Raw genomic sequence first — 16604 nt, 5'->3', positions numbered from 1 at the left:
TCGTTGATGGACACGTGTCTGGACGCTACTACGGAAGGGTGGACGAGGCAAGGTCCGGCACCGGTTCCGGCGGCGCCGCAGCGGCGTGCGGGAGGGGAAGTCGGAAAGGGGCGCTCAGCGCAGGACCGGCGCCGAGCGCACGGTGCTGAGCTGCCGGATGATCGCGGCGGCGTGGTTGTCGAAGCGGTCGCGGTCGATGGTGATATCGCCGATCAGATACGGACGGTAGCAGTAGGCGAGCGCGCCGAAGATGGCCATCGCGTTGAGCGTCGCGTCGGTCTCGTCGGGAGCCGGTGTGTCGGTGTCGTCGGCGGCGATCACCGCCGCGATCGGCCCGGTGATCACCGCGACCAGCTCGCTGCCGCGCCGGGTCAGCGCCGGGGTGGCGATCGATTCGACGAACAGGATGCGCCCGCGCCGGGGGTCCTCGGTGAGGAAATCGGTGAACGCGCGCACCACGTGACCGAACAGCAGGTCTCGCTCCTCGGGTGCTTCTGCCAGTGCGGCGAGCAGTCGATCCCGGCACTGTTCGACGGTGTTCTCGAGGACGGTGGTCATCAGATCGTCGAGATTGGCGAAACTCTCGTAGAAATAACGTTCGGTGAGCCCGGCCTGTCGGCATACTCCGCGCATCGAGGTCTCGGCCGCGCCGACGCCGGCCATGAGCTCGTAACCGGCCTGCAGCAGCCGTTCGCGACGTGCGGCGATGCGGTCCGCCGGTTCGCGTCCACGCCAGGGGCGGCTGCCCGTTTTCGGAGTGTGCGGCGAATCGGCCATGGCGGTGATGCTACCGGGGGCCGACGACAAGGCGTTTTGTTGACATCGGCTGCTGTTGACATCTAGTGATGTCAACATTACCGTCGGAGCATCGCTTCGACCACCCGCAAGGACGCGACATGAACACCTCGGTCTATGACGACCAAGCCCATGCGATCAGGGCTCGCGATGTGCGATTCGATTTCGACTCCGTCCCCATGCACTACATTCCGGGCGAAGTCATGGCCACTCACATCATCAACGTGATGCACCTGGTTCTCCCGGAGGGGGAACGCGCGATGGCCGCGGCCCTGGCCGAAGCGCTGCCTCATATCGACGACGAGCGGCTGCGCGAAGAGGTGCAGGGCTTCATCGGGCAGGAGAATCAGCACGCCAGCTCGCACGCGCAGGCGCGTCGCCACCTGGAAGCGCTCGGGCTCGACGTGGCCCCGATGGTGGAGACGGTGGCCTGGCTGGTCGATCGCCTACTCGGTGATCACGGCTTGACCGGCCGCGCCAAACACGAGTGGCTGTGCGAGCGGCTGGGCCTGTTCGCCGGGATGGAGCACTACACCGCGGTCATCGGCGAGTGGCTGCTGACCAACGACGTGCTCGAAGCCAAGAACATGCATCCGGCGATGCTGGACCTGATTCGCTGGCACGGCGCGGAGGAGGTCGAACACCGCAGCGTGGTCTACGACGCGTATATGCACGTCGACGGCGGATATCTGCGCAAGGCCCGCACGGCGGTGCTGGCCAGCTCGTCGCTGATGGTGCTGTTCGTGATCGCGGGCGGCTATCTGTTCGGCAAGGATCCCGATCCGCGCAAGGGGCGGTTCTGGCCGCTGCAATTCCTCAGCGCCTCCGCCCGCGGCGTGGTGCCGCGGATGTCGACCTTCCTGACCGAGATTCCGCGGTACCTGCGGCCCGGATTCCACCCCTCCCAGCTCGGGAGCATGGACAACGCGCTGCGCTATCTCGCGCAGTCGCCGGCGGCGCGCGAGGGCCGGCGGTGACGGCAGTGGCGTACCCGGTGGCCGCCGAGCGGCCGGGGTATCGGCCGCCGCTGCCGCTGCGGGCGGTCGGCGCGATCTTCGACCTGTACAAGCGCGGCGTCACCACGGAACCGCGAATCGAGGTGTTGTCGCGACCGAACCCGGTGCGCCGCAGCGGTTTCGAACGCGAGCTGATCGTGGCCCGGCGCGAGATGCGGGCCGCGGACGTGGTCGTGCTGACGCTGGTCGCTCCCTACGGCGAACGGTTGCCGAGCTGGGTTCCGGGCGCGCACATCGATGTGCTCCTGCCCTCCGGGCGGCAGCGGCAGTATTCGCTCAACGGGGACCCGGCCGACCGCGGAACCTATCGCATCGCCGTGCGCCACCTGCCCGACGGCGGCGGCGGATCCGACGAGATCCATCGCGACGTGGCGGTGGGGGACCGGTTGCGAGTGCGCGGGCCGCGCAACGCCTTCGGATATATCGCTGCCCCGCACTATGTCTTCGTGGCCGGCGGTATCGGAATCACGCCGCTGCTGCCGATGGTGGCCGACGCCGAACGGCGCGGAATCGATTGGCGGCTGGTCTATCTCGGCCGCAGCCGGGCCACGATGCCGTTCCTCGACGAGCTGTCGGCCCACCGCGGCGGACGGCTCGAGATCCGTCCCGACGACGAATTCGGTGTCGCCGATCTCGATCTGATCCTGGCCGACGTGCCGCGCGGCACCGCGATCTACGTCTGCGGTCCGCCGCCGCTGATGGCCGCCGCGCTGAACACCGACGCCGCCCACGAGCCGACCGTTTCGGTCCACACCGAACGGTTCTCGCCGCTGCCGGTCCAGCACGGCCGCCCGTTCCGAATCCGGCTGCGGCGCAGCGGTCACACCGTGGACGTGGCCGCCGACGAATCGGCACTCGCGGCCATCGGCCGGGTCCTGCCCGACGTCGCCTACTCGTGCCGCCAGGGTTTCTGCGGCACCTGCGCGGTGGCCGTGCACGCGGGCGCTGTCGACCATCGCGATCGGCGGCTGAGTCCCGCCGAACGCGAGACGACGATGCTCACCTGCGTCTCCCGCGCGGCGGGTGACTCCCTCGAACTCGACCTGTGAGTACCAGACCGGTCGTTTCGGGCAACGAGGCTCGCACCGAAAGGAATTCGACGATGGCAGTATCCGAGAGCGCCCCCGCCGAACACACGCCGATCGCGGTGATCGGCGCCGGAGTCGCCGGAATCGGCCTCGCGGTGTCGTTGCGCGCGGCCGGATTCGAAGACTTCCTGATTCTCGAACGCGCCGACGATCTGGGCGGCACCTGGCAGGCCAACACCTATCCCGGGTGCGCCTGCGATGTGCCCTCGCACCTCTACTCCTATTCTTTCGCGCCGAATCCCGACTGGTCGCGCACATACGGACGCCAGCCCGAGATCCTCGGCTATCTGCGCGACGTCGCCGAACGCCACGATGTGGTGCGGCATATGCGCTTCGGCACCGACGTGGAGCGCGCGCAGTGGGACGAAGGGCGGCGGCGGTGGCTCGTGCGCACCGACCGGGGAGTGCTCAGCGCCGATGTGCTGATCTCGGCGGTCGGCCCGTTCAGCGAGCCGAAGATTCCGAATATGCCGGGACGCGAGACCTTCCGCGGCGCCCAGTTCCACTCGCTGCACTGGGACCACGAGCACGACCTGACCGGCGAGCGGGTCGCCGTGATCGGCACGGGCGCCTCCGCGGTGCAGTTCATTCCGGAGATCGCGCCGAAGGTGCGGCGGCTCTCGGTGTTCCAGCGCTCGGCCCCGTGGATCGTCTCCCGCCTGGATCGGTCCACCCTCGGCGTGGAACGCGCACTGCTGCGTCGATTACCGCTGCTGGGCACCGCGCTCCGGGGCGCCTACTACGCGGGTATCGAGAGTTTCGGCCTGGTCGGATTCGTCGACCGCCGCTTCCGCCATCCGTTCCAGGCGCTCTCGCGGATGCAGCTGCGCCGCCAGGTCCACGATCCTGCCCTGCGGCGGAAACTGACTCCCGACTACATGATCGGCTGCAAGCGCGCGATCTTCTCCGATGCGTACTATCCGGCCCTCACCCGCGACAATGTGGAGGTGGTGACCGAGTCGATCGCCGAGATCCGCCCCGGATCGATCGTCACCACCGACGGTGCGGAGTATCCGGTCGACACCATCGTCTGGGGCACCGGGTTCGGTGCGATACCGAAGCTCTACGAGCGGATCGAGGGCGTCGGCGGGCTGACCGTGGCCGACCACTACCGCCGCCGGCCCAGCAGTTATCTGGGCGCGGCGATCGCGGGTTTCCCCAATATGTTCCTGACCCTCGGCCCGTTCGGCGCCGCGGGGAACCAGTCCGCGATCTTCATGATCGAATCGCAGATCGCCTACATCGTCGACGCGCTGAAAACCCTGCGCGACAACGCTGTCGATCGTGTCGAGGTCCGTGCCTCGGCGCAGGACCGGTTCCTCGACGAGATGCGGCAGCGCAGTCGCGATACGGTGTGGCTGGGCGGCGGCTGCGACAGCTACTACACCACCGACAAGGGCGAGAACGCCGGGCTGTATCCGAACTGGAGTTTCGAATACCGCCGTCGCGTAGCGAGTTTCGACGCGGACTCCTACCTGCTGTCGCGCCACGTACCGGATCCGACCACCGCAGAGATGAGCAGTATCCGATGATCACAGGACCGTTCGATATGGTGCGCACGCTGCTTGCCCCGGTGCTCGGCGGGGGTGAGCGACTCGACGTGCGCGACAAGGTCGTGATCATCACCGGCGGCGCCGACGGCATCGGCTACGAGCTGGCCCGGCTGCTCTACGACCGCGGCGCCTACGTCGCGCTGTTCGATATCGACGCCGAAGCCGTGCGCGCGAGCGCGGCCGCACTGGGCATCCGCGCGGTCGCGATCACCGTCGACGTGGCCGACCGGGAGGGGGTGCGGCTGGCCGTCGGACAGGTGCGGGAGAACTTCGGGCGCATCGATGTCGTGGTGGCCAACGCCGGCGTGGTCCCGCGCCCGGCCACCGTGCGGCTGCTCGATCCCGAGGAATTCGACCGGGTGCTGGCGATCAACCTCACCGGCGCCTTCAACACCATCCAGCCCGCGCTCGACGACGTCATCGCGGCGCACGGCCACGTCGTCGTGGTCTCCTCGTGCGCCGCGTTCGCCCCCGGAATGGGCGGTTCGCCGTACATGGTGAGCAAGGCCGGGGTGGAACAGCTGGGCCGTGCGCTGCGGGTGGAACTCGGCGGAACGGGGGCCTCGGCCGGTATCGCCTATTTCGGTGTGGTGGAGACGGCGATGACCCACGACACTCTGGACGAGGACGAACTGGGCGCCGAATTCGGCGCGCTGCTGCCCTGGCCGCTGGATCAGCGCATCACCGCCCGGCGGGCCGCCGAGGTGATCGCCGGTGCCATCGAACGCCGGTCCGCGCGCACCGTGGCGCCCGCGGGATGGGAGCCGTACGCCCTGCTGCGGGGCGTGGTGAACGTGGCCCTCGACCACAGGCTGACCGCCGACGAGCGGGTGCGGTCGTTGACACAGCGGCTGGAACAGCGCATCCTCGCAGATCGCGGCAGGTAACCGGACTCGCAAATCTGAGAGATTTCAAAGGATCGGCACAGATTCCGATCAGGACCGCTCGGCACCATGGATCCCGAGGACCACTCGGCGAGATGAGGTGTGCGATGGTCGATATCGAGATCACGGGTACGACGGTCACGGTCCATGTCCGTGGCACCCACCGGCTGCTCTCGCTGTGCGAACGCGTGCGCTTCGATCTGTCCCACATCGCCGCCGTCGCGCCCGCCGAGGTGGATCTGCGGCCGCCGTGGATGCGCGCCCCGGGCACCTTCTTCCCGGGCGTGATCGCGGCCGGTGTCTTCCGCGGCAAGGGCCGCAAGGAGTTCTGGGATACCCGCTTCGACGGGCGTGGCGTGCGCATCGAGCTGGCCGGCACCGAATTCAGCCGGATCGTCGTCGACGTGGAGGATCCGGACGAGGTGCGCCGGATGCTCGCCCGCGCCGCCGCGGCCTGAGCCCGCCGACCGGTGCGGCGTGAGCCTGCTGACCGGTGCGGCGTGAGCCTGCTGCTGCCGCTTGGCGCCTGAATCTGCCGTTGACGCTGTGGCGTGAGCCTGCCGCCGGGCTGGAGCCTGAGCCGGTCGCTGCGGCTGGAGGTGCGCCTGTCGCTTGGGCCTCGGCGAGAGCTTGGTGCTGCGTGTGCGGCGTGCGCCTGCCGCTGCTGTCACGCCTCGGTCCTGCCGCTCGGCTGGAGCTGAGTCCGACGCTGGGCGGCCTGGGTCTGTTGCGGGTCTGTGGCTAGGGTCTGCAGCTGCGTTTGTGACTCGAGTCTGCTTGCGGCGTCTGTGCCCGAGTGTCCCGCGGCGTCTTCGCCCCGAGTCTCCCGCTACGGCTGCTGCCCGAGTCCGACGCTGCTGCCGCGAGCCGACCGCTCCGTCTGAACAGCCGGAACCGGGCGAAACTTCGTGCCTCGCAGACCCATTGCGACACGCCGAATCGGCGTGCCGCGCGCGACACGCCGAATAAGTCTGGCATTGGGGCTAATCCGCAGTTTCGCAGATGGCGGTTCATCGACTATGAATGGCATGTGCCGTTCCCACTTCGTGAACACTTGCCGGCCACCGTATCTCACCGGGCGGTGGTCTAGTTGACCGTCGAACACCCGGGAGAAGATGAGGTCAGGCAGCTCGCGCGACGGGTCGAGAAGGCCCGCGGGCGGCTTGCGTACCAGTTCGATCCCGCGCTGACCGAGGCCCTCTCCGAGAACGAGCTGCAGGCCGAACGTGAACTCGCGGAGAAGATCCGCGAGCAGGAACGCGAACAGCGCTGGAAAAATGTCCAGGCGGCGGCATCGACGTCCGACCGCGCCCGGCAGACCTCCGAAGCGATCGCGAAGGCCGATATGCGAGATCTGTTGATGGCCCGCAAGGCAATTGCGGCGCAGAGACGAGAATCCAGCCCGCACGCGAAGGTCGCGTCGCTGTATCGGCATCGCGCCTGGTCGATGCGCGCTCTCGCGGGCGTGGTCATCGCCGGCATGTTGTGGTCGGCGGTCAACGTGCAGCACAACATCGCTCCCGGCGGCCCCACCGATCCGCTGTACTGGTTCAGCTACCTGCTCGAAGGCATGATCAGCGTCTGCCTGGTCATCATCATGATCGGCACCAACAAGGTCGCCGAATGGGGAATCCTGGAGAGCCGCCGCCAGGTCGCGCTCGCCGAACTGGCCCTGCTGGCGCTGACCGTCGGCCTCAACACCTACCCGTACCTGCGCGGCGGCGACTGGTACAACGTCGGCGTGCACGCCGTGGCGCCGGTGATGATCGGTGTGGCGCTGCTGGTGCACGACGCGGCCAGCCAGCGCTACGGCCAGGCCATCACCCAGGCCACCGATCAGATCCGCGATCTGCCCGACCCGGCCGAACAGATTCGCCGCAGCATGCCGACCTTCGTCAGCTTCATCCGGCAGGCCGCGCCCGACACCCGCCCGGCCCCGATGGCCGCGCTGCCGGGCGCCGGCGACACCACATCCGAGGCGCCGGCCCCCGAATCCGCGCGCACGGTGGAGACGGTCGATCCGATCGTCGAACCGGACATCTGGACCCCGAAGAAGTCCTCGAGTCGCCGGTCCGACACCGATGCGGCGGATTCGGTCGCCGACAGCAAGCCGAGCAAGCCGGCGAAATCCGATGCCTCCGACGACGACTCGGATCCGCTGAGCGCCTACGACACCGGCCAGTTCCGCATCGCGGACAGCCTCGAACAGGAACTCGAACAGATCCGTGCCGAGCGGAAGGCGGCCCGCGCCGCGAAGCAGCGCGCGGCCTCCAACGGCTCGATCGTGGACTGATCCATACTCCGGTACGTCCCCTCGTACCGTCCGCACAACAGCCCGGCGCGCTGAGCGCCGGGCTGTTGTCGTCTCCGACCGGCGTGGCGTAGGTCACAACCGGGCGCCTCCGACTACAGTGCCTGCGGTCAGCGCAATCATTGCCGGCGTTTCGGGTTTCGTGTGGAAGTTCGAGGAGGCGTGGTTTTGCTCGTCCGTGGTTCCGGATGCCGATGAGTATCCGCAAGCAGGCACTCGGGTTCGGCGCATTCGCCATCGTCTCGATTCTGGTCACGGTGGTCATCTGGAATACCCTGGCGCGCACCGTGAACGGCCCGACCGACCGTTATTCGGCGATCTTCAGCGATGTGCTCGGATTGCGGCCCAACGACGATGTCCGCATCGCCGGTGTACGGGTCGGCAAGGTCACCGAGATCGGCTTCGACGTCAATCCTCAGACCAACAAGCACCTGGCGAAGGTAACCTTCGAGGTGCAGCGCGATCAGCACCTCTACACCGACACCAAGGCGCTGGTCCGCTATCAGAACCTCATCGGCCAGCGGTATCTCGCGCTGGCGCCCGGTACCGCACCGGATTCGCGCCTGCTCGCGGCCGGTGGCCGGATTCCACTCGAACGCACCGAACCGTCCTTCGATATCTCGGCGTTCCTCAACGGCTTTCAGCCGCTGTTCGAAAATCTGCTTCCGGAACAGGTGAACGACCTGTCGACGACGTTGATCCAGGCGCTGCAGGGCGACGGCGTATCACTGTCCACCTTCATCACCCAGGCCGCCGCACTGGCCTCGGACTTCGAGCGTCGCGACGCGATCCTGAAAGACATCATCACCAACCTGTCGGGAGTGATGTCGGGTCTGGCCCGGCGCAGCGACGAACTGGAAACCCTGATCACCCAGACCCGGGCGTTGATCAGCGGACTCTACGACCAGGGGCAGTCGCTGCTGGCCTCGACGACTCAGATCGCCACCGCCAGTGAGAGTTTGGTGGCGATGGTCCAGCAGGTACAGCCGAAACTGGTTCCCGCGCAGAACTCGACCCGCGACGCGCTGACGCTGCTGATCGACAACGGCGCGAAATTGGATCAGGCCGCGATCGATCTGCCCGGAATCCTGTCCGACGTCGGCAAGTTCTCCGGCGACGGCACCTACGCCACCGCGTATCTGTGCTCCCTCGATGTCTCGCTGTACGGAATCCTGTTCCCGCGCGGACTGTTTTCGCAGATCGGCGGTCATGCGCAGTCGGCGGTCTGCCGACCCTGACCCGCGACGGCAACGGGCCCGGCTCCGCGAGGAAGCCGGGCCCGTTGTTCGTGCGCTCAGGCGCGACTGCGAATCGCTTTGTAGATGACCAGAATGATCACGGCACCGACGATCGCGCCGAGGAAAGTGTGCTGGACGGGCGGGTGGACGCTGAACTTGTGCGGGGCGAAGACCAGACTGCCCAGGGTCCCGCCGACGTAACCGCCGACGATGCCTAGCACGATGGTCAGAATCCAGCCGAAGTTCTCCTTACCGGGAACCAGGAGGCGAGCGATCGCACCGGCGATGAGGCCGATGATGATCATCGTGATGATACCCATGGTGAATCTCCTTGCGGGCAACCTGTAGGGGACCCGACCGTAGCAGGGGAAAGGCCCTGTCCGCAGGCGCATGTGCCTATAGTCACCGGACCGGCGCAAGAGAGTGTGACCGGCCGTTATGCGGGTATTCCGGTACGAATCCACGCCCCCGGACACGACATCGCCCCAGGCGGATTCGCGCCCGGGGCGAAGGGGTCGTGCCGGCCGATCACAGCTCGGCGGGAGTCTTCTTGGCCACGCTGCGGACCTCGATGGCGTAGATCATCTCCATCACGCCCATGAAGATCAGCCACCACCCGACGACCAGTGCCAGCACGGTGATCGAGTGGATGGGCCAGACCACCAGTGCGATACCGCCGATCAACAGCAGGATGCCGAAGAAGATCGCCCAGCCGCGGCCCGGGACCCCTTGCGGCGCTTCGGCTCCCGCGACCATGGCGGCGATGCCGCGGAACAGCCAGCTGATGCCGATCCACAGAGCCAGCAACACCAGGGAGTTGCCGATGCTGCGGAAGGCGAAGAAGGCGAGGATGAACGACAGGATGCCGCTGATGAGGGTCAGCACCCGGTAGCCGGTGCTGACGTGCGGGCCGAAGGCGGCGATCAACTGCAGAATTCCCGAGATCAGCAGGTAGACGCCGAACAGGATGCCGGCCACGGCGAGCGTCGGACCGGGCCAGACGAGCACGATAATCCCGACGATCACCGACAGCAGGCCGATGACCAGCAATGATTGCCATGCGCCACGGGCCAATTGGTGCAATGGCCCCACGTAAACTCCCTCTTTGCTGGTTGTCATGTGGGCAGGATAAATCCAGTGGATGCGATAGCGGGCAATTAACCAGTATCGAACGAGTTACGGTGTGCGAGCGAGCGCCGTATCCGGGTGTTTCCGCCGTCGTGCGGGCCCGATCTCGCCCGGCCGGACCGCATTGTCGCGACCGCGTGCTGGATAGGCTGTGTCCGGGTATCGACACCTGTCCACCGCTGCGCAGAATCGAGGCGTCATGGAACTGAGTCTGCACTACTGGAACTTCTCGACTCCCGCCGATCCGGCGCGTACCGCGGGTGCCATCGCGGAGACCGCGCGGATCGCCGAGGAGGCCGGTTTCACCGAATTCACGGTGATGGATCACTACTTCCAGATGGAACACACCGGGGTGGCCGAGGAGCCGATGCTCGAGGCCTACACGACCCTGGGGTACGTGGCCGCGCTGACCGAGCGGATGCGCCTGGCCGTGCTGGTGACCGGTGTGATGTACCGGTATCCCGGTCTGCTCGCCAAGATCGTCACCACCCTCGATGTGCTGTCCGGCGGGCGGGCGCAGCTCGGCATCGGCGCCTCCTGGTACGAGCGGGAGCAACGCGGGCTGGGTGTGCCGCTGGTGCCGATGGGGGAGCGCTTCGAACGGCTCGAGGAGACGCTGCAGATCTGCCTGCAGATGTGGAGCGACGACAACGGCCCGTACCGGGGCGCGCATTATCAGCTCGACGAAACGCTGTGCGTACCCGCGCCGTTGAGCCGTCCGCGGCCGCCGATCCTGATCGGTGGTGGTGGTGAGAAGAAGACGCTGCTGCTGGTCGCCCGCTACGCCGACGCCTGCAATCTGTTCGCCTCCTCGCCCGAGGACGTCACGCGCAAACTCGATGTGCTGCGCGCCCACTGCAAGGCCGAGGGGCGCGATTACGGCGCGATCCGCAAGACCGCCACCTACATCGGCCCGGTCGTGGACGATCCGGACGCCTTCGTCGCCGACGCCGAACGCTATGCGGCGCTGGGCATTACGCAATTCGACATCATGCCTGACCGGAATCCGGTCGAATACGCCGAACGCGCCGCGGAGCTGGTGCCGCGCCTGCGCTCACTCTGAGGCATTCACTCGGAGTAATCCCTCGTAGTCATCCCTCGGAGCACGCCCGTACTCGCCGAAGGCCGGTTCGAGCAGATCGAAGATGCGCTCGGCCTCGGCGGTGACGGTGTCCGCGACCCGGCGCCGCGGCGCGCCGGACAGCTGCAGCTGTTGAATGCGCTGGAACAGCAGCCGGCAGGCCGCCGCCAATTGGGCGGCCGCCGTCCGGCGCAGCAGGTCGTCTCCGGGTAGCACGTCGGCCAGGGCCTGTTCGCGCAACTCGTGCAGTTCGCGCACCCGCGCGGTGAGTGTCGGGCTGTCTGCGAGCATGCGGCTGAACTCCGGTCCCGAGAATCCGACGTCGGCCGCGTAATCCTGTGCCGCGCAACGGAACAGGCGGCGTAGCGCGTCGAGCGCCGATTCGTCGGCGGCACGGGCGGCTACCGCGGCGGCGAGGGCGCCGACGAACTGCTCGTGATGGTCCAGTGCCAGATCCTCCTTGCGCGGGAAGTAGTTGGTGACGGTCTTCTTCGCCACCCGCGCGGCCTCCGCGATCTCCGCGATGGTGGTCGCCTCGAATCCGCGCTCGATGAACAGCCTGGTCGCGGTGTCGGAAATCTCCTGGCGGGTCTGCTGCTTCTTGGTTTCCCGCAGTCCGGGCGTCGCACTGGCCATGGCCGGAAATATTACCACCGATATAAAAATAGCCTTGACCTACCGCAGCGTGGTGTCATAATCTTACGTCGGTAGTAAGAATTCGAGGAGGTAGGGATGTTGCCCCGTAACAGCTGTTGAGTCACTTCGAGCATGAGCCCGCGGCCATCTGCCGCTCCAGGACGAAAGGCACTGTCGGTGCGCGCAATTCAGTTCTCTCCCGCGGCGGATCGCCTCGCCCGCTCCCGGCTCGTGGAGGTCGAACGCCCCGAGCCCGGACCGGGGCACGTGCTGGTCCGCACCGAATTGACCGGTGTAGGTGTCGGCCTGGTGCGGATGCTGCGGGCCGATGCCGCAGCGAATCCGGGCGGTGAGATGGTCGGGACGGTGGTCGCGGTGGGCCCCGGCGTCGCGGAATCCTGGATCGGAACCCGGGTGGGCGGGGTGGTGTTCGCCTCGTTGTACGCCGAATACGTCTGTGCCGCAACGGCGATGGTGACCGAGATACCGGCCGATGTGCCCGCGGCCGACGCCCTGGCCGTGGTGCGTGGCGGCCTGGTCGCCATGGGTGTGGTGCACGCGGCGAAAACCGTTGCGGGCGCCTCGGTTCTGATCACCGCCGCCGCGTCCGGAGCCGGACATCTGGCGCTCCAGCTCGCACGAGCCGCGGGAGCGTCCCGGGTGGTCGCCGCCGTCGGATCGACCGGAAAATTCGATTTTGTCCGGCAGTGCGGCGCCGATGACGTGCTGACCTACGACGATCCGTGGCCCCGTGCCGTCGACATCGTGCTCGACGGCGTCGGCGGTGACCTGGTGCAGCGCGGCGTGGACAGCCTGGGCCCGCACGGCACGCTGGTCGCCTACAGCGCCGGTGGTGGCGCGGTCGACACCTCCACGCTGCTGGGCGACCTCAAAACGGTCACCGGCTTCTCGATGGGACTGCTGTCGCGGACCGAACCCGAACTGATCGCGCAGCATCGGGCGCGGTTGTGGAAGCTGTTGGAGGAGAAGGTGATACGTCCCCGCGTGGAGGTGCGCGACTGGGCCGAGCTGGATGCCGTCGTCGATCGGATCGCCACCCGCCGCAACGTGGGGCGGATGGCGATCAGCGCCGGACCCGGCCCTGGATGAGCGCGCTCGGGCTCACAACACCGCCTGGGTCTGGGTGACCTTGCCGACGAGTTTGCCGGCGTCGTCGTGGATTTCGGTTTCCACCACGATGAAGCTGCGCCCCGCGTGCAGCGGCGTCGACGAGGCCACCGCATAGCCGGACCGGATCGCCCGCAGGAAATTCGTCTTCGACTCCACGGTCGTGGTGCCCTGCTTGCCCTCCGGCAGATTCAGGTACGCGCACACCGCACCGGTGGCGTCGGCCAGCGACATCAGCACTCCGCCGTGCAGGACGCCGCCGAGGGTGCACAGGCTCTCGTCCCAGGCGAGCCGGCTGCGCACCAGCTTCGGCCCGTGCTCGAGCACCTCGACGCCGAGTTTCTCGGTGAACGGCATGGTGCTGTGGAACAGCCGGGTTCCTTCGGTATCGATCATGATGTCGAGCTTGCCCGGACGCGCGCGCGAGGTCCATTACCTTCGGGGTAACGGTCCCGGGCGGGCCGCATCGGCCACCAGTTCAGCGGGCCCATCAACTGCACCAGCGCCGGCACCAGCAGCATCCGCACCAGCGTGGCGTCGATGACCAGCGCCAGGATCATGCCCAGGCCGAGGAATCGCATCGGCGTCAGCGGGGACAGCGTGAAGGCGCCGGTGATGAACACCAGAAGCGTTGCGGCGGCGGTGATCACGCGGGCGGTGCGGACCGTGCCGGTGCGGACCGCGGTCACGGTGTCGCAACCGTCGTGACGGGCCTCGACCATGCGCGAGAGCAGGAAGACCTCGTAGTCGGTCGAGAGCCCGAAGACGACGGCGATGATCAGCACCATCATCCCCGCCGAGAGCGGTCCCACACTCACGTGCAGCAGATCGGCGAGATGGCCCCGGCAGAAGATCCAGGTCAGGATGCCGAAGGTGGCGGCCAGGCTGAGGAATGCCAGCAGTACCGCCTTCACCGGCAGCACCGCCGAGCGGAACGCCGCGCCGAGCAGGATCAGCGTGGCGAGCACCATCACCGCGATCATCAGCGGCATCCGGGAGGTGATGGCCGCGACGCTGTCCACGGTGGCCGCGGTATCGCCGCCGACCTGGATCTCGACGCCGTCCGGCGGCTCGAGATTCCTTATGCGCGTGACGGTTTCGATGGCCGCGGGGGAGCGGTCCGGGTCGTTCAAGGCCGCGTGCAGCACCACCGCGTCGTCCACCGTGGCGAGTCGCTGCACGTCGTGCACACCCGGGACCACGTCGAGCGCCCGGATCGCGGCGGCGGTGGGGCGGGAGTCGGGTGGGGCGCCGTCACCGCGCAGCAGGACGGTCGCGCCGCTACCGGCCTCCGGAAAACGCGTGGCGAGTTCGTCGACACCGGCGCGCACGGCATTGCCCGCCGGGAGGGCCGTATGGTCGACATCGCCCAACCGCACGCCCAAAAGCGGCGTGGCGAGCACGAGCAGCAGTCCGCCGACGGTGACGGCCACGACGCCGGGCCGGCGCACCACCGCGTCCACCACGCGGCCCCACCATCGCTCGGCGCGGCGCCGGCCGCGGTCGAAGGCGTCGCGGCGCCAGCTCCAGGCGCCGACGCGGTGACCGAGCAGGGCGAGCGCGGCGGGCAGGACGGTCAGCGACAGTCCCGCGGCCAGCAGGACCGCCGCGATGGCCCCGAAACCCAGCGATCGCAGTACCGCCTGCGGAAAGACGAACGTTCCGGCGAAGGCACAGGCCAGCAGCAGTGCCGAGAATCCCACGGTCCGACCGGCGGTGGCCAGGGTGCGCGTCACCGCCTCGGAAACCGCGGCACCCGCGGCGAGTTCCTCGCGGAATCGGGTGACTACGAACAGCCCGTAGTCGATGGCCAGGCCGAGTCCCAGCAGCGAGGCGACGTTCACGGCGAAGACACTCACCTCGGTGACGTGCGCGATCACCGCGACCGCGCCCAGTGAGCCCACGACGGCCAGCACACCCACCAGCAGCGGCAGGCCGGCGGCGACCACTCCGCCGAACACCACCACCAGAATCACCGCTGTGACCGGCAGCGAGACGGATTCGGCGAGCACCAGATCGTGGCGGGACTGCCGGTCGATCTCGTCGGCCAGGGCGCTGTAGCCGGTGAATCGCACCGAGACGCCGGGAACGGTCAGCGCAGCGGCGATGTCGTGGTAGGCGGCGATGCGCTGATTGTCGTCGCCGGCGGCGAACACCACGGCCAGCCCTTGCCGTCCGTCCGCCGACCGCAGGAAATTCTGGCGCGGTGGGGCATTGTTCCAATAGGTCTGCACCGGCTGAGCCAGCAGCGCCGGATCGATGTGGTCGACCGCCTGCTGGACGCGCGGGCCCAGTGCGGCGAGGTCCTGTCCGTCGGGCGCGGTGACGATCGCGATCACATCGGGGTTCTGCCGGCCCAGATGCGCCGTGACCACCCGGTCGACGAGCGCGGATTCGCTTCCGGGATCGGCGAATCCGGCCGCGCTCACCCGCTGCTGGACGTCGGCGCCGAACAGTCCGCACGCGATCGCGAAACCGATCGCCGTGAGCAGCACCAGTTTCGGGCGGGTGCCGACCAGCCGCGCCCAGCGCGTCATGCGAGGACCGAATCCGGTTGCGGCAGTTCGCTTTCCAACGTAGAGGCGATGCGGTCCAGCAGCGCTTCGAGCCGATCCTCGATGTCGCGGCCGTTGCGCGCGGAGACCGTCAGCTCGGTACGGCCGCCCGCCTCCACCATCGCGAACAGCAGCGGCATCGCGACGCTGTGCTGGGGCAGCACCCGCACCGACGTGGGCGACCAGCCGGGCACCGCCAGTTCGCCGAGATCGAAGCGGCCCATGTGCGAGACCGTCGCCGAGGCGAGGTTGCGCCCGAAGCGGGCGCCGAGCGCGTTGGTCGTACGCAGAATGGTGCGGCCGACGGCGTGCGGTGCGTTGGCGATCGCGCCGGCGGCAAACTGGTTGAGTTCGGTGCGGTCTCGCAGACCTGCACGCATGTCTTCGCGCACCTGTCGCCAATCCTGGCCGGGCCGGATGTCGAGGAACAGCGGCAACGCCAGATTCGCCGTCGACCGCAGCTGTGCGTCGTGGCGGCGCAGATCGACCGGCACCATGATCCGCTGCGTGCTGCCCGCGGCGTCGGCCAGCAGCGCCGACACTCGCGCCACCGCACCGGGACCGGTGGCCCCGATACTGCGGTGCCGCAGCAGATGCCGGGGGCTGCCCACCTCCTGACGGCCGTGGCCGACCGCCGAACGGAATCGGGGAATCATGGCGGTGGGACGTCCCGGCGCGCCGAGGCGCCGCACCAGTTCCCGGTCGGCGACCGGGTCGCGAAGTTCTTCCGGCTGTTCACCGCGCAGCGCGGCGAGGACGTTGCGGGTCCACAGCACCATGCCCATCCCGTCCATGACGCCGTGGAACACCCGGAAGATCACGGTGACCGGGTCGCCGGTCAGCAGCAGCACCTCACAGGTGGTTTCCGGGGTGGGGCCGATCGCCGACGCGAGGATCGGGTCGGCCTCGAGCCGGTCGTAGTTCACGACATGTCCGGGAATCTCGCGCACGGCCGGGGGCACGCCGGTGTCCACCCAGTACTTGCCCTCGCGTCGCAGCCGGGCGCCCGGACAGGCGGCGGCCGCGACCGCGACCGCCCGGCGCAGCGCCTCCGCGTCCAGGGTCCCGGTTCCCGGGATCGCCAGTTGCATCAGAAACGGCGGGGCCATATCGCGCATCGGGAAGTACATGCGCTCGGTCGGGGAGATCCGCCGCCGGAAGACGGTACTCATGATCGGCTCCTGACTCTGC

General features: G+C 68.1%; 16 protein-coding genes. 9 read left to right on the top strand and 7 right to left on the bottom strand.

Annotation, left to right across the window (positions count from 1 at the left end; genetic code table 11):
- Window positions 1-114 precede the first annotated feature (114 nt).
- On the bottom strand, window positions 115-777 hold the full coding sequence (locus ACPCUW_RS23645) for a TetR/AcrR family transcriptional regulator (protein WP_063023158.1): 663 nt from the start codon (window positions 775-777) through the stop codon (window positions 115-117).
- Window positions 778-896: 119 nt separating this feature from the next.
- On the opposite strand from ACPCUW_RS23645, the gene ACPCUW_RS23640 reads away from it, so the two are divergent.
- The 7 genes from ACPCUW_RS23640 to ACPCUW_RS23610 all read left to right on the top strand — a co-directional run bounded on the left by ACPCUW_RS23640 (window position 897) and on the right by ACPCUW_RS23610 (window position 8885).
- Window positions 897-1772, top strand: a complete 876-nt coding sequence (locus tag ACPCUW_RS23640) for a metal-dependent hydrolase (protein ID WP_030515626.1) — start codon at window positions 897-899, stop codon at window positions 1770-1772.
- On the top strand, window positions 1769-2860 hold the full coding sequence (locus tag ACPCUW_RS23635; RefSeq protein ID WP_308248215.1) for a PDR/VanB family oxidoreductase: 1092 nt from the start codon (window positions 1769-1771) through the stop codon (window positions 2858-2860). Before ACPCUW_RS23640 ends, ACPCUW_RS23635 begins: the two co-directional genes overlap by 4 nt.
- Window positions 2861-2913: 53 nt before the next feature.
- Window positions 2914-4431 carry a flavin-containing monooxygenase gene (locus tag ACPCUW_RS23630; protein ID WP_423427154.1) on the top strand — a complete coding sequence of 506 codons (1518 nt, stop codon included), beginning with the start codon at window positions 2914-2916 and terminating at the stop codon, window positions 4429-4431.
- Window positions 4428-5339: a short-chain dehydrogenase/reductase gene (locus tag ACPCUW_RS23625; protein WP_423427153.1), complete on the top strand. Its 912-nt coding sequence runs from the start codon at window positions 4428-4430 to the stop codon at window positions 5337-5339. Before ACPCUW_RS23630 ends, ACPCUW_RS23625 begins: the two co-directional genes overlap by 4 nt.
- A gap of 104 nt (window positions 5340-5443) precedes the next feature.
- On the top strand, window positions 5444-5794 hold the full coding sequence (locus tag ACPCUW_RS23620; RefSeq protein ID WP_423427152.1) for a hypothetical protein: 351 nt from the start codon (window positions 5444-5446) through the stop codon (window positions 5792-5794).
- A 632-nt stretch (window positions 5795-6426) separates the two neighbouring features.
- Window positions 6427-7629 carry a hypothetical protein gene (locus ACPCUW_RS23615; protein WP_423427150.1) on the top strand — a complete coding sequence of 401 codons (1203 nt, stop codon included), beginning with the start codon at window positions 6427-6429 and terminating at the stop codon, window positions 7627-7629.
- A 212-nt stretch (window positions 7630-7841) separates the two neighbouring features.
- The gene (locus tag ACPCUW_RS23610) at window positions 7842-8885 is read left to right on the top strand and encodes an MCE family protein (protein WP_423427149.1); all 1044 of its coding nucleotides are present in this window, start codon (window positions 7842-7844) and stop codon (window positions 8883-8885) included.
- Window positions 8886-8941: 56 nt separating this feature from the next.
- On the opposite strand, the gene ACPCUW_RS23605 is transcribed toward ACPCUW_RS23610, so the two are convergent.
- Entirely contained in the window at window positions 8942-9205 is a 264-nt protein-coding gene (locus tag ACPCUW_RS23605; RefSeq protein ID WP_036505761.1) for a GlsB/YeaQ/YmgE family stress response membrane protein, read from the bottom strand.
- 208 nt (window positions 9206-9413) lie between these two features.
- Window positions 9414-10004: an HdeD family acid-resistance protein gene (locus tag ACPCUW_RS23600; RefSeq protein ID WP_030515634.1), complete on the bottom strand. Its 591-nt coding sequence runs from the start codon at window positions 10002-10004 to the stop codon at window positions 9414-9416.
- 208 nt (window positions 10005-10212) lie between these two features.
- On the opposite strand from ACPCUW_RS23600, the gene ACPCUW_RS23595 reads away from it, so the two are divergent.
- On the top strand, window positions 10213-11076 hold the full coding sequence (locus tag ACPCUW_RS23595) for an LLM class F420-dependent oxidoreductase (protein ID WP_423427148.1): 864 nt from the start codon (window positions 10213-10215) through the stop codon (window positions 11074-11076).
- Here ACPCUW_RS23595 and ACPCUW_RS23590 read toward each other — a convergent pair.
- Complete coding sequence (locus tag ACPCUW_RS23590; RefSeq protein ID WP_423427147.1) at window positions 11068-11730, bottom strand: TetR/AcrR family transcriptional regulator; 663 nt, start codon at window positions 11728-11730, stop codon at window positions 11068-11070. The two genes, ACPCUW_RS23595 and ACPCUW_RS23590, sit on opposite strands and share 9 nt — an antisense overlap.
- 177 nt (window positions 11731-11907) lie before the next feature.
- Between ACPCUW_RS23590 and ACPCUW_RS23585 the strand changes: the two genes are divergently transcribed.
- Window positions 11908-12840 (top strand): quinone oxidoreductase family protein, encoded by a 933-nt coding sequence (locus tag ACPCUW_RS23585; protein ID WP_423427145.1) that lies wholly within the window; start codon window positions 11908-11910, stop codon window positions 12838-12840.
- A gap of 12 nt (window positions 12841-12852) precedes the next feature.
- On the opposite strand, the gene ACPCUW_RS23580 is transcribed toward ACPCUW_RS23585, so the two are convergent.
- Genes ACPCUW_RS23580 through ACPCUW_RS23570 form a run of 3 tightly spaced genes read right to left on the bottom strand, consistent with a single transcriptional unit; the run spans window position 12853 to window position 16585 of the window.
- Entirely contained in the window at window positions 12853-13254 is a 402-nt protein-coding gene (locus tag ACPCUW_RS23580) for a PaaI family thioesterase (protein WP_030515638.1), read from the bottom strand.
- The gene (locus ACPCUW_RS23575; protein ID WP_423427143.1) at window positions 13251-15395 is read right to left on the bottom strand and encodes an MMPL family transporter; all 2145 of its coding nucleotides are present in this window, start codon (window positions 15393-15395) and stop codon (window positions 13251-13253) included. The genes ACPCUW_RS23580 and ACPCUW_RS23575 overlap by 4 nt, the downstream gene beginning before the upstream one ends.
- Window positions 15392-16585: a peptide synthetase gene (locus ACPCUW_RS23570; protein WP_423427141.1), complete on the bottom strand. Its 1194-nt coding sequence runs from the start codon at window positions 16583-16585 to the stop codon at window positions 15392-15394. The genes ACPCUW_RS23575 and ACPCUW_RS23570 overlap by 4 nt, the downstream gene beginning before the upstream one ends.
- Window positions 16586-16604 lie beyond the last annotated feature (19 nt).

The organism is Nocardia sp. AB354 (genome assembly GCF_049538315.1).
Lineage (GTDB): Bacteria > Actinomycetota > Actinomycetes > Mycobacteriales > Mycobacteriaceae > Nocardia > Nocardia nova.
The sequence above is the reverse complement of the archived record's forward strand: the minus strand, read 5'-3'. Positions and strand labels throughout refer to the sequence as shown.

Bases quoted from the DNA above. Each gene is read 5' to 3' on its own strand.
- ACPCUW_RS23645 (WP_063023158.1), bottom strand. From the start codon at position 777: ATGGCCGATTCGCCGCACACTCCGAAAACGGGCAGCCGCCCCTGGCGT.
- ACPCUW_RS23640 (WP_030515626.1), top strand. From the start codon at position 897: ATGAACACCTCGGTCTATGACGACCAAGCCCATGCGATCAGGGCTCGC.
- ACPCUW_RS23630 (WP_423427154.1), top strand. From the start codon at position 2,914: ATGGCAGTATCCGAGAGCGCCCCCGCCGAACACACGCCGATCGCGGTG.
- ACPCUW_RS23625 (WP_423427153.1), top strand. From the start codon at position 4,428: ATGATCACAGGACCGTTCGATATGGTGCGCACGCTGCTTGCCCCGGTG.
- ACPCUW_RS23620 (WP_423427152.1), top strand. From the start codon at position 5,444: ATGGTCGATATCGAGATCACGGGTACGACGGTCACGGTCCATGTCCGT.
- ACPCUW_RS23610 (WP_423427149.1), top strand. From the start codon at position 7,842: ATGAGTATCCGCAAGCAGGCACTCGGGTTCGGCGCATTCGCCATCGTC.
- ACPCUW_RS23605 (WP_036505761.1), bottom strand. From the start codon at position 9,205: ATGGGTATCATCACGATGATCATCATCGGCCTCATCGCCGGTGCGATC.
- ACPCUW_RS23600 (WP_030515634.1), bottom strand. From the start codon at position 10,004: ATGACAACCAGCAAAGAGGGAGTTTACGTGGGGCCATTGCACCAATTG.
- ACPCUW_RS23595 (WP_423427148.1), top strand. From the start codon at position 10,213: ATGGAACTGAGTCTGCACTACTGGAACTTCTCGACTCCCGCCGATCCG.
- ACPCUW_RS23590 (WP_423427147.1), bottom strand. From the start codon at position 11,730: ATGGCCAGTGCGACGCCCGGACTGCGGGAAACCAAGAAGCAGCAGACC.
- ACPCUW_RS23580 (WP_030515638.1), bottom strand. From the start codon at position 13,254: ATGATCGATACCGAAGGAACCCGGCTGTTCCACAGCACCATGCCGTTC.
- ACPCUW_RS23575 (WP_423427143.1), bottom strand. From the start codon at position 15,395: ATGACGCGCTGGGCGCGGCTGGTCGGCACCCGCCCGAAACTGGTGCTG.
- ACPCUW_RS23570 (WP_423427141.1), bottom strand. From the start codon at position 16,585: ATGAGTACCGTCTTCCGGCGGCGGATCTCCCCGACCGAGCGCATGTAC.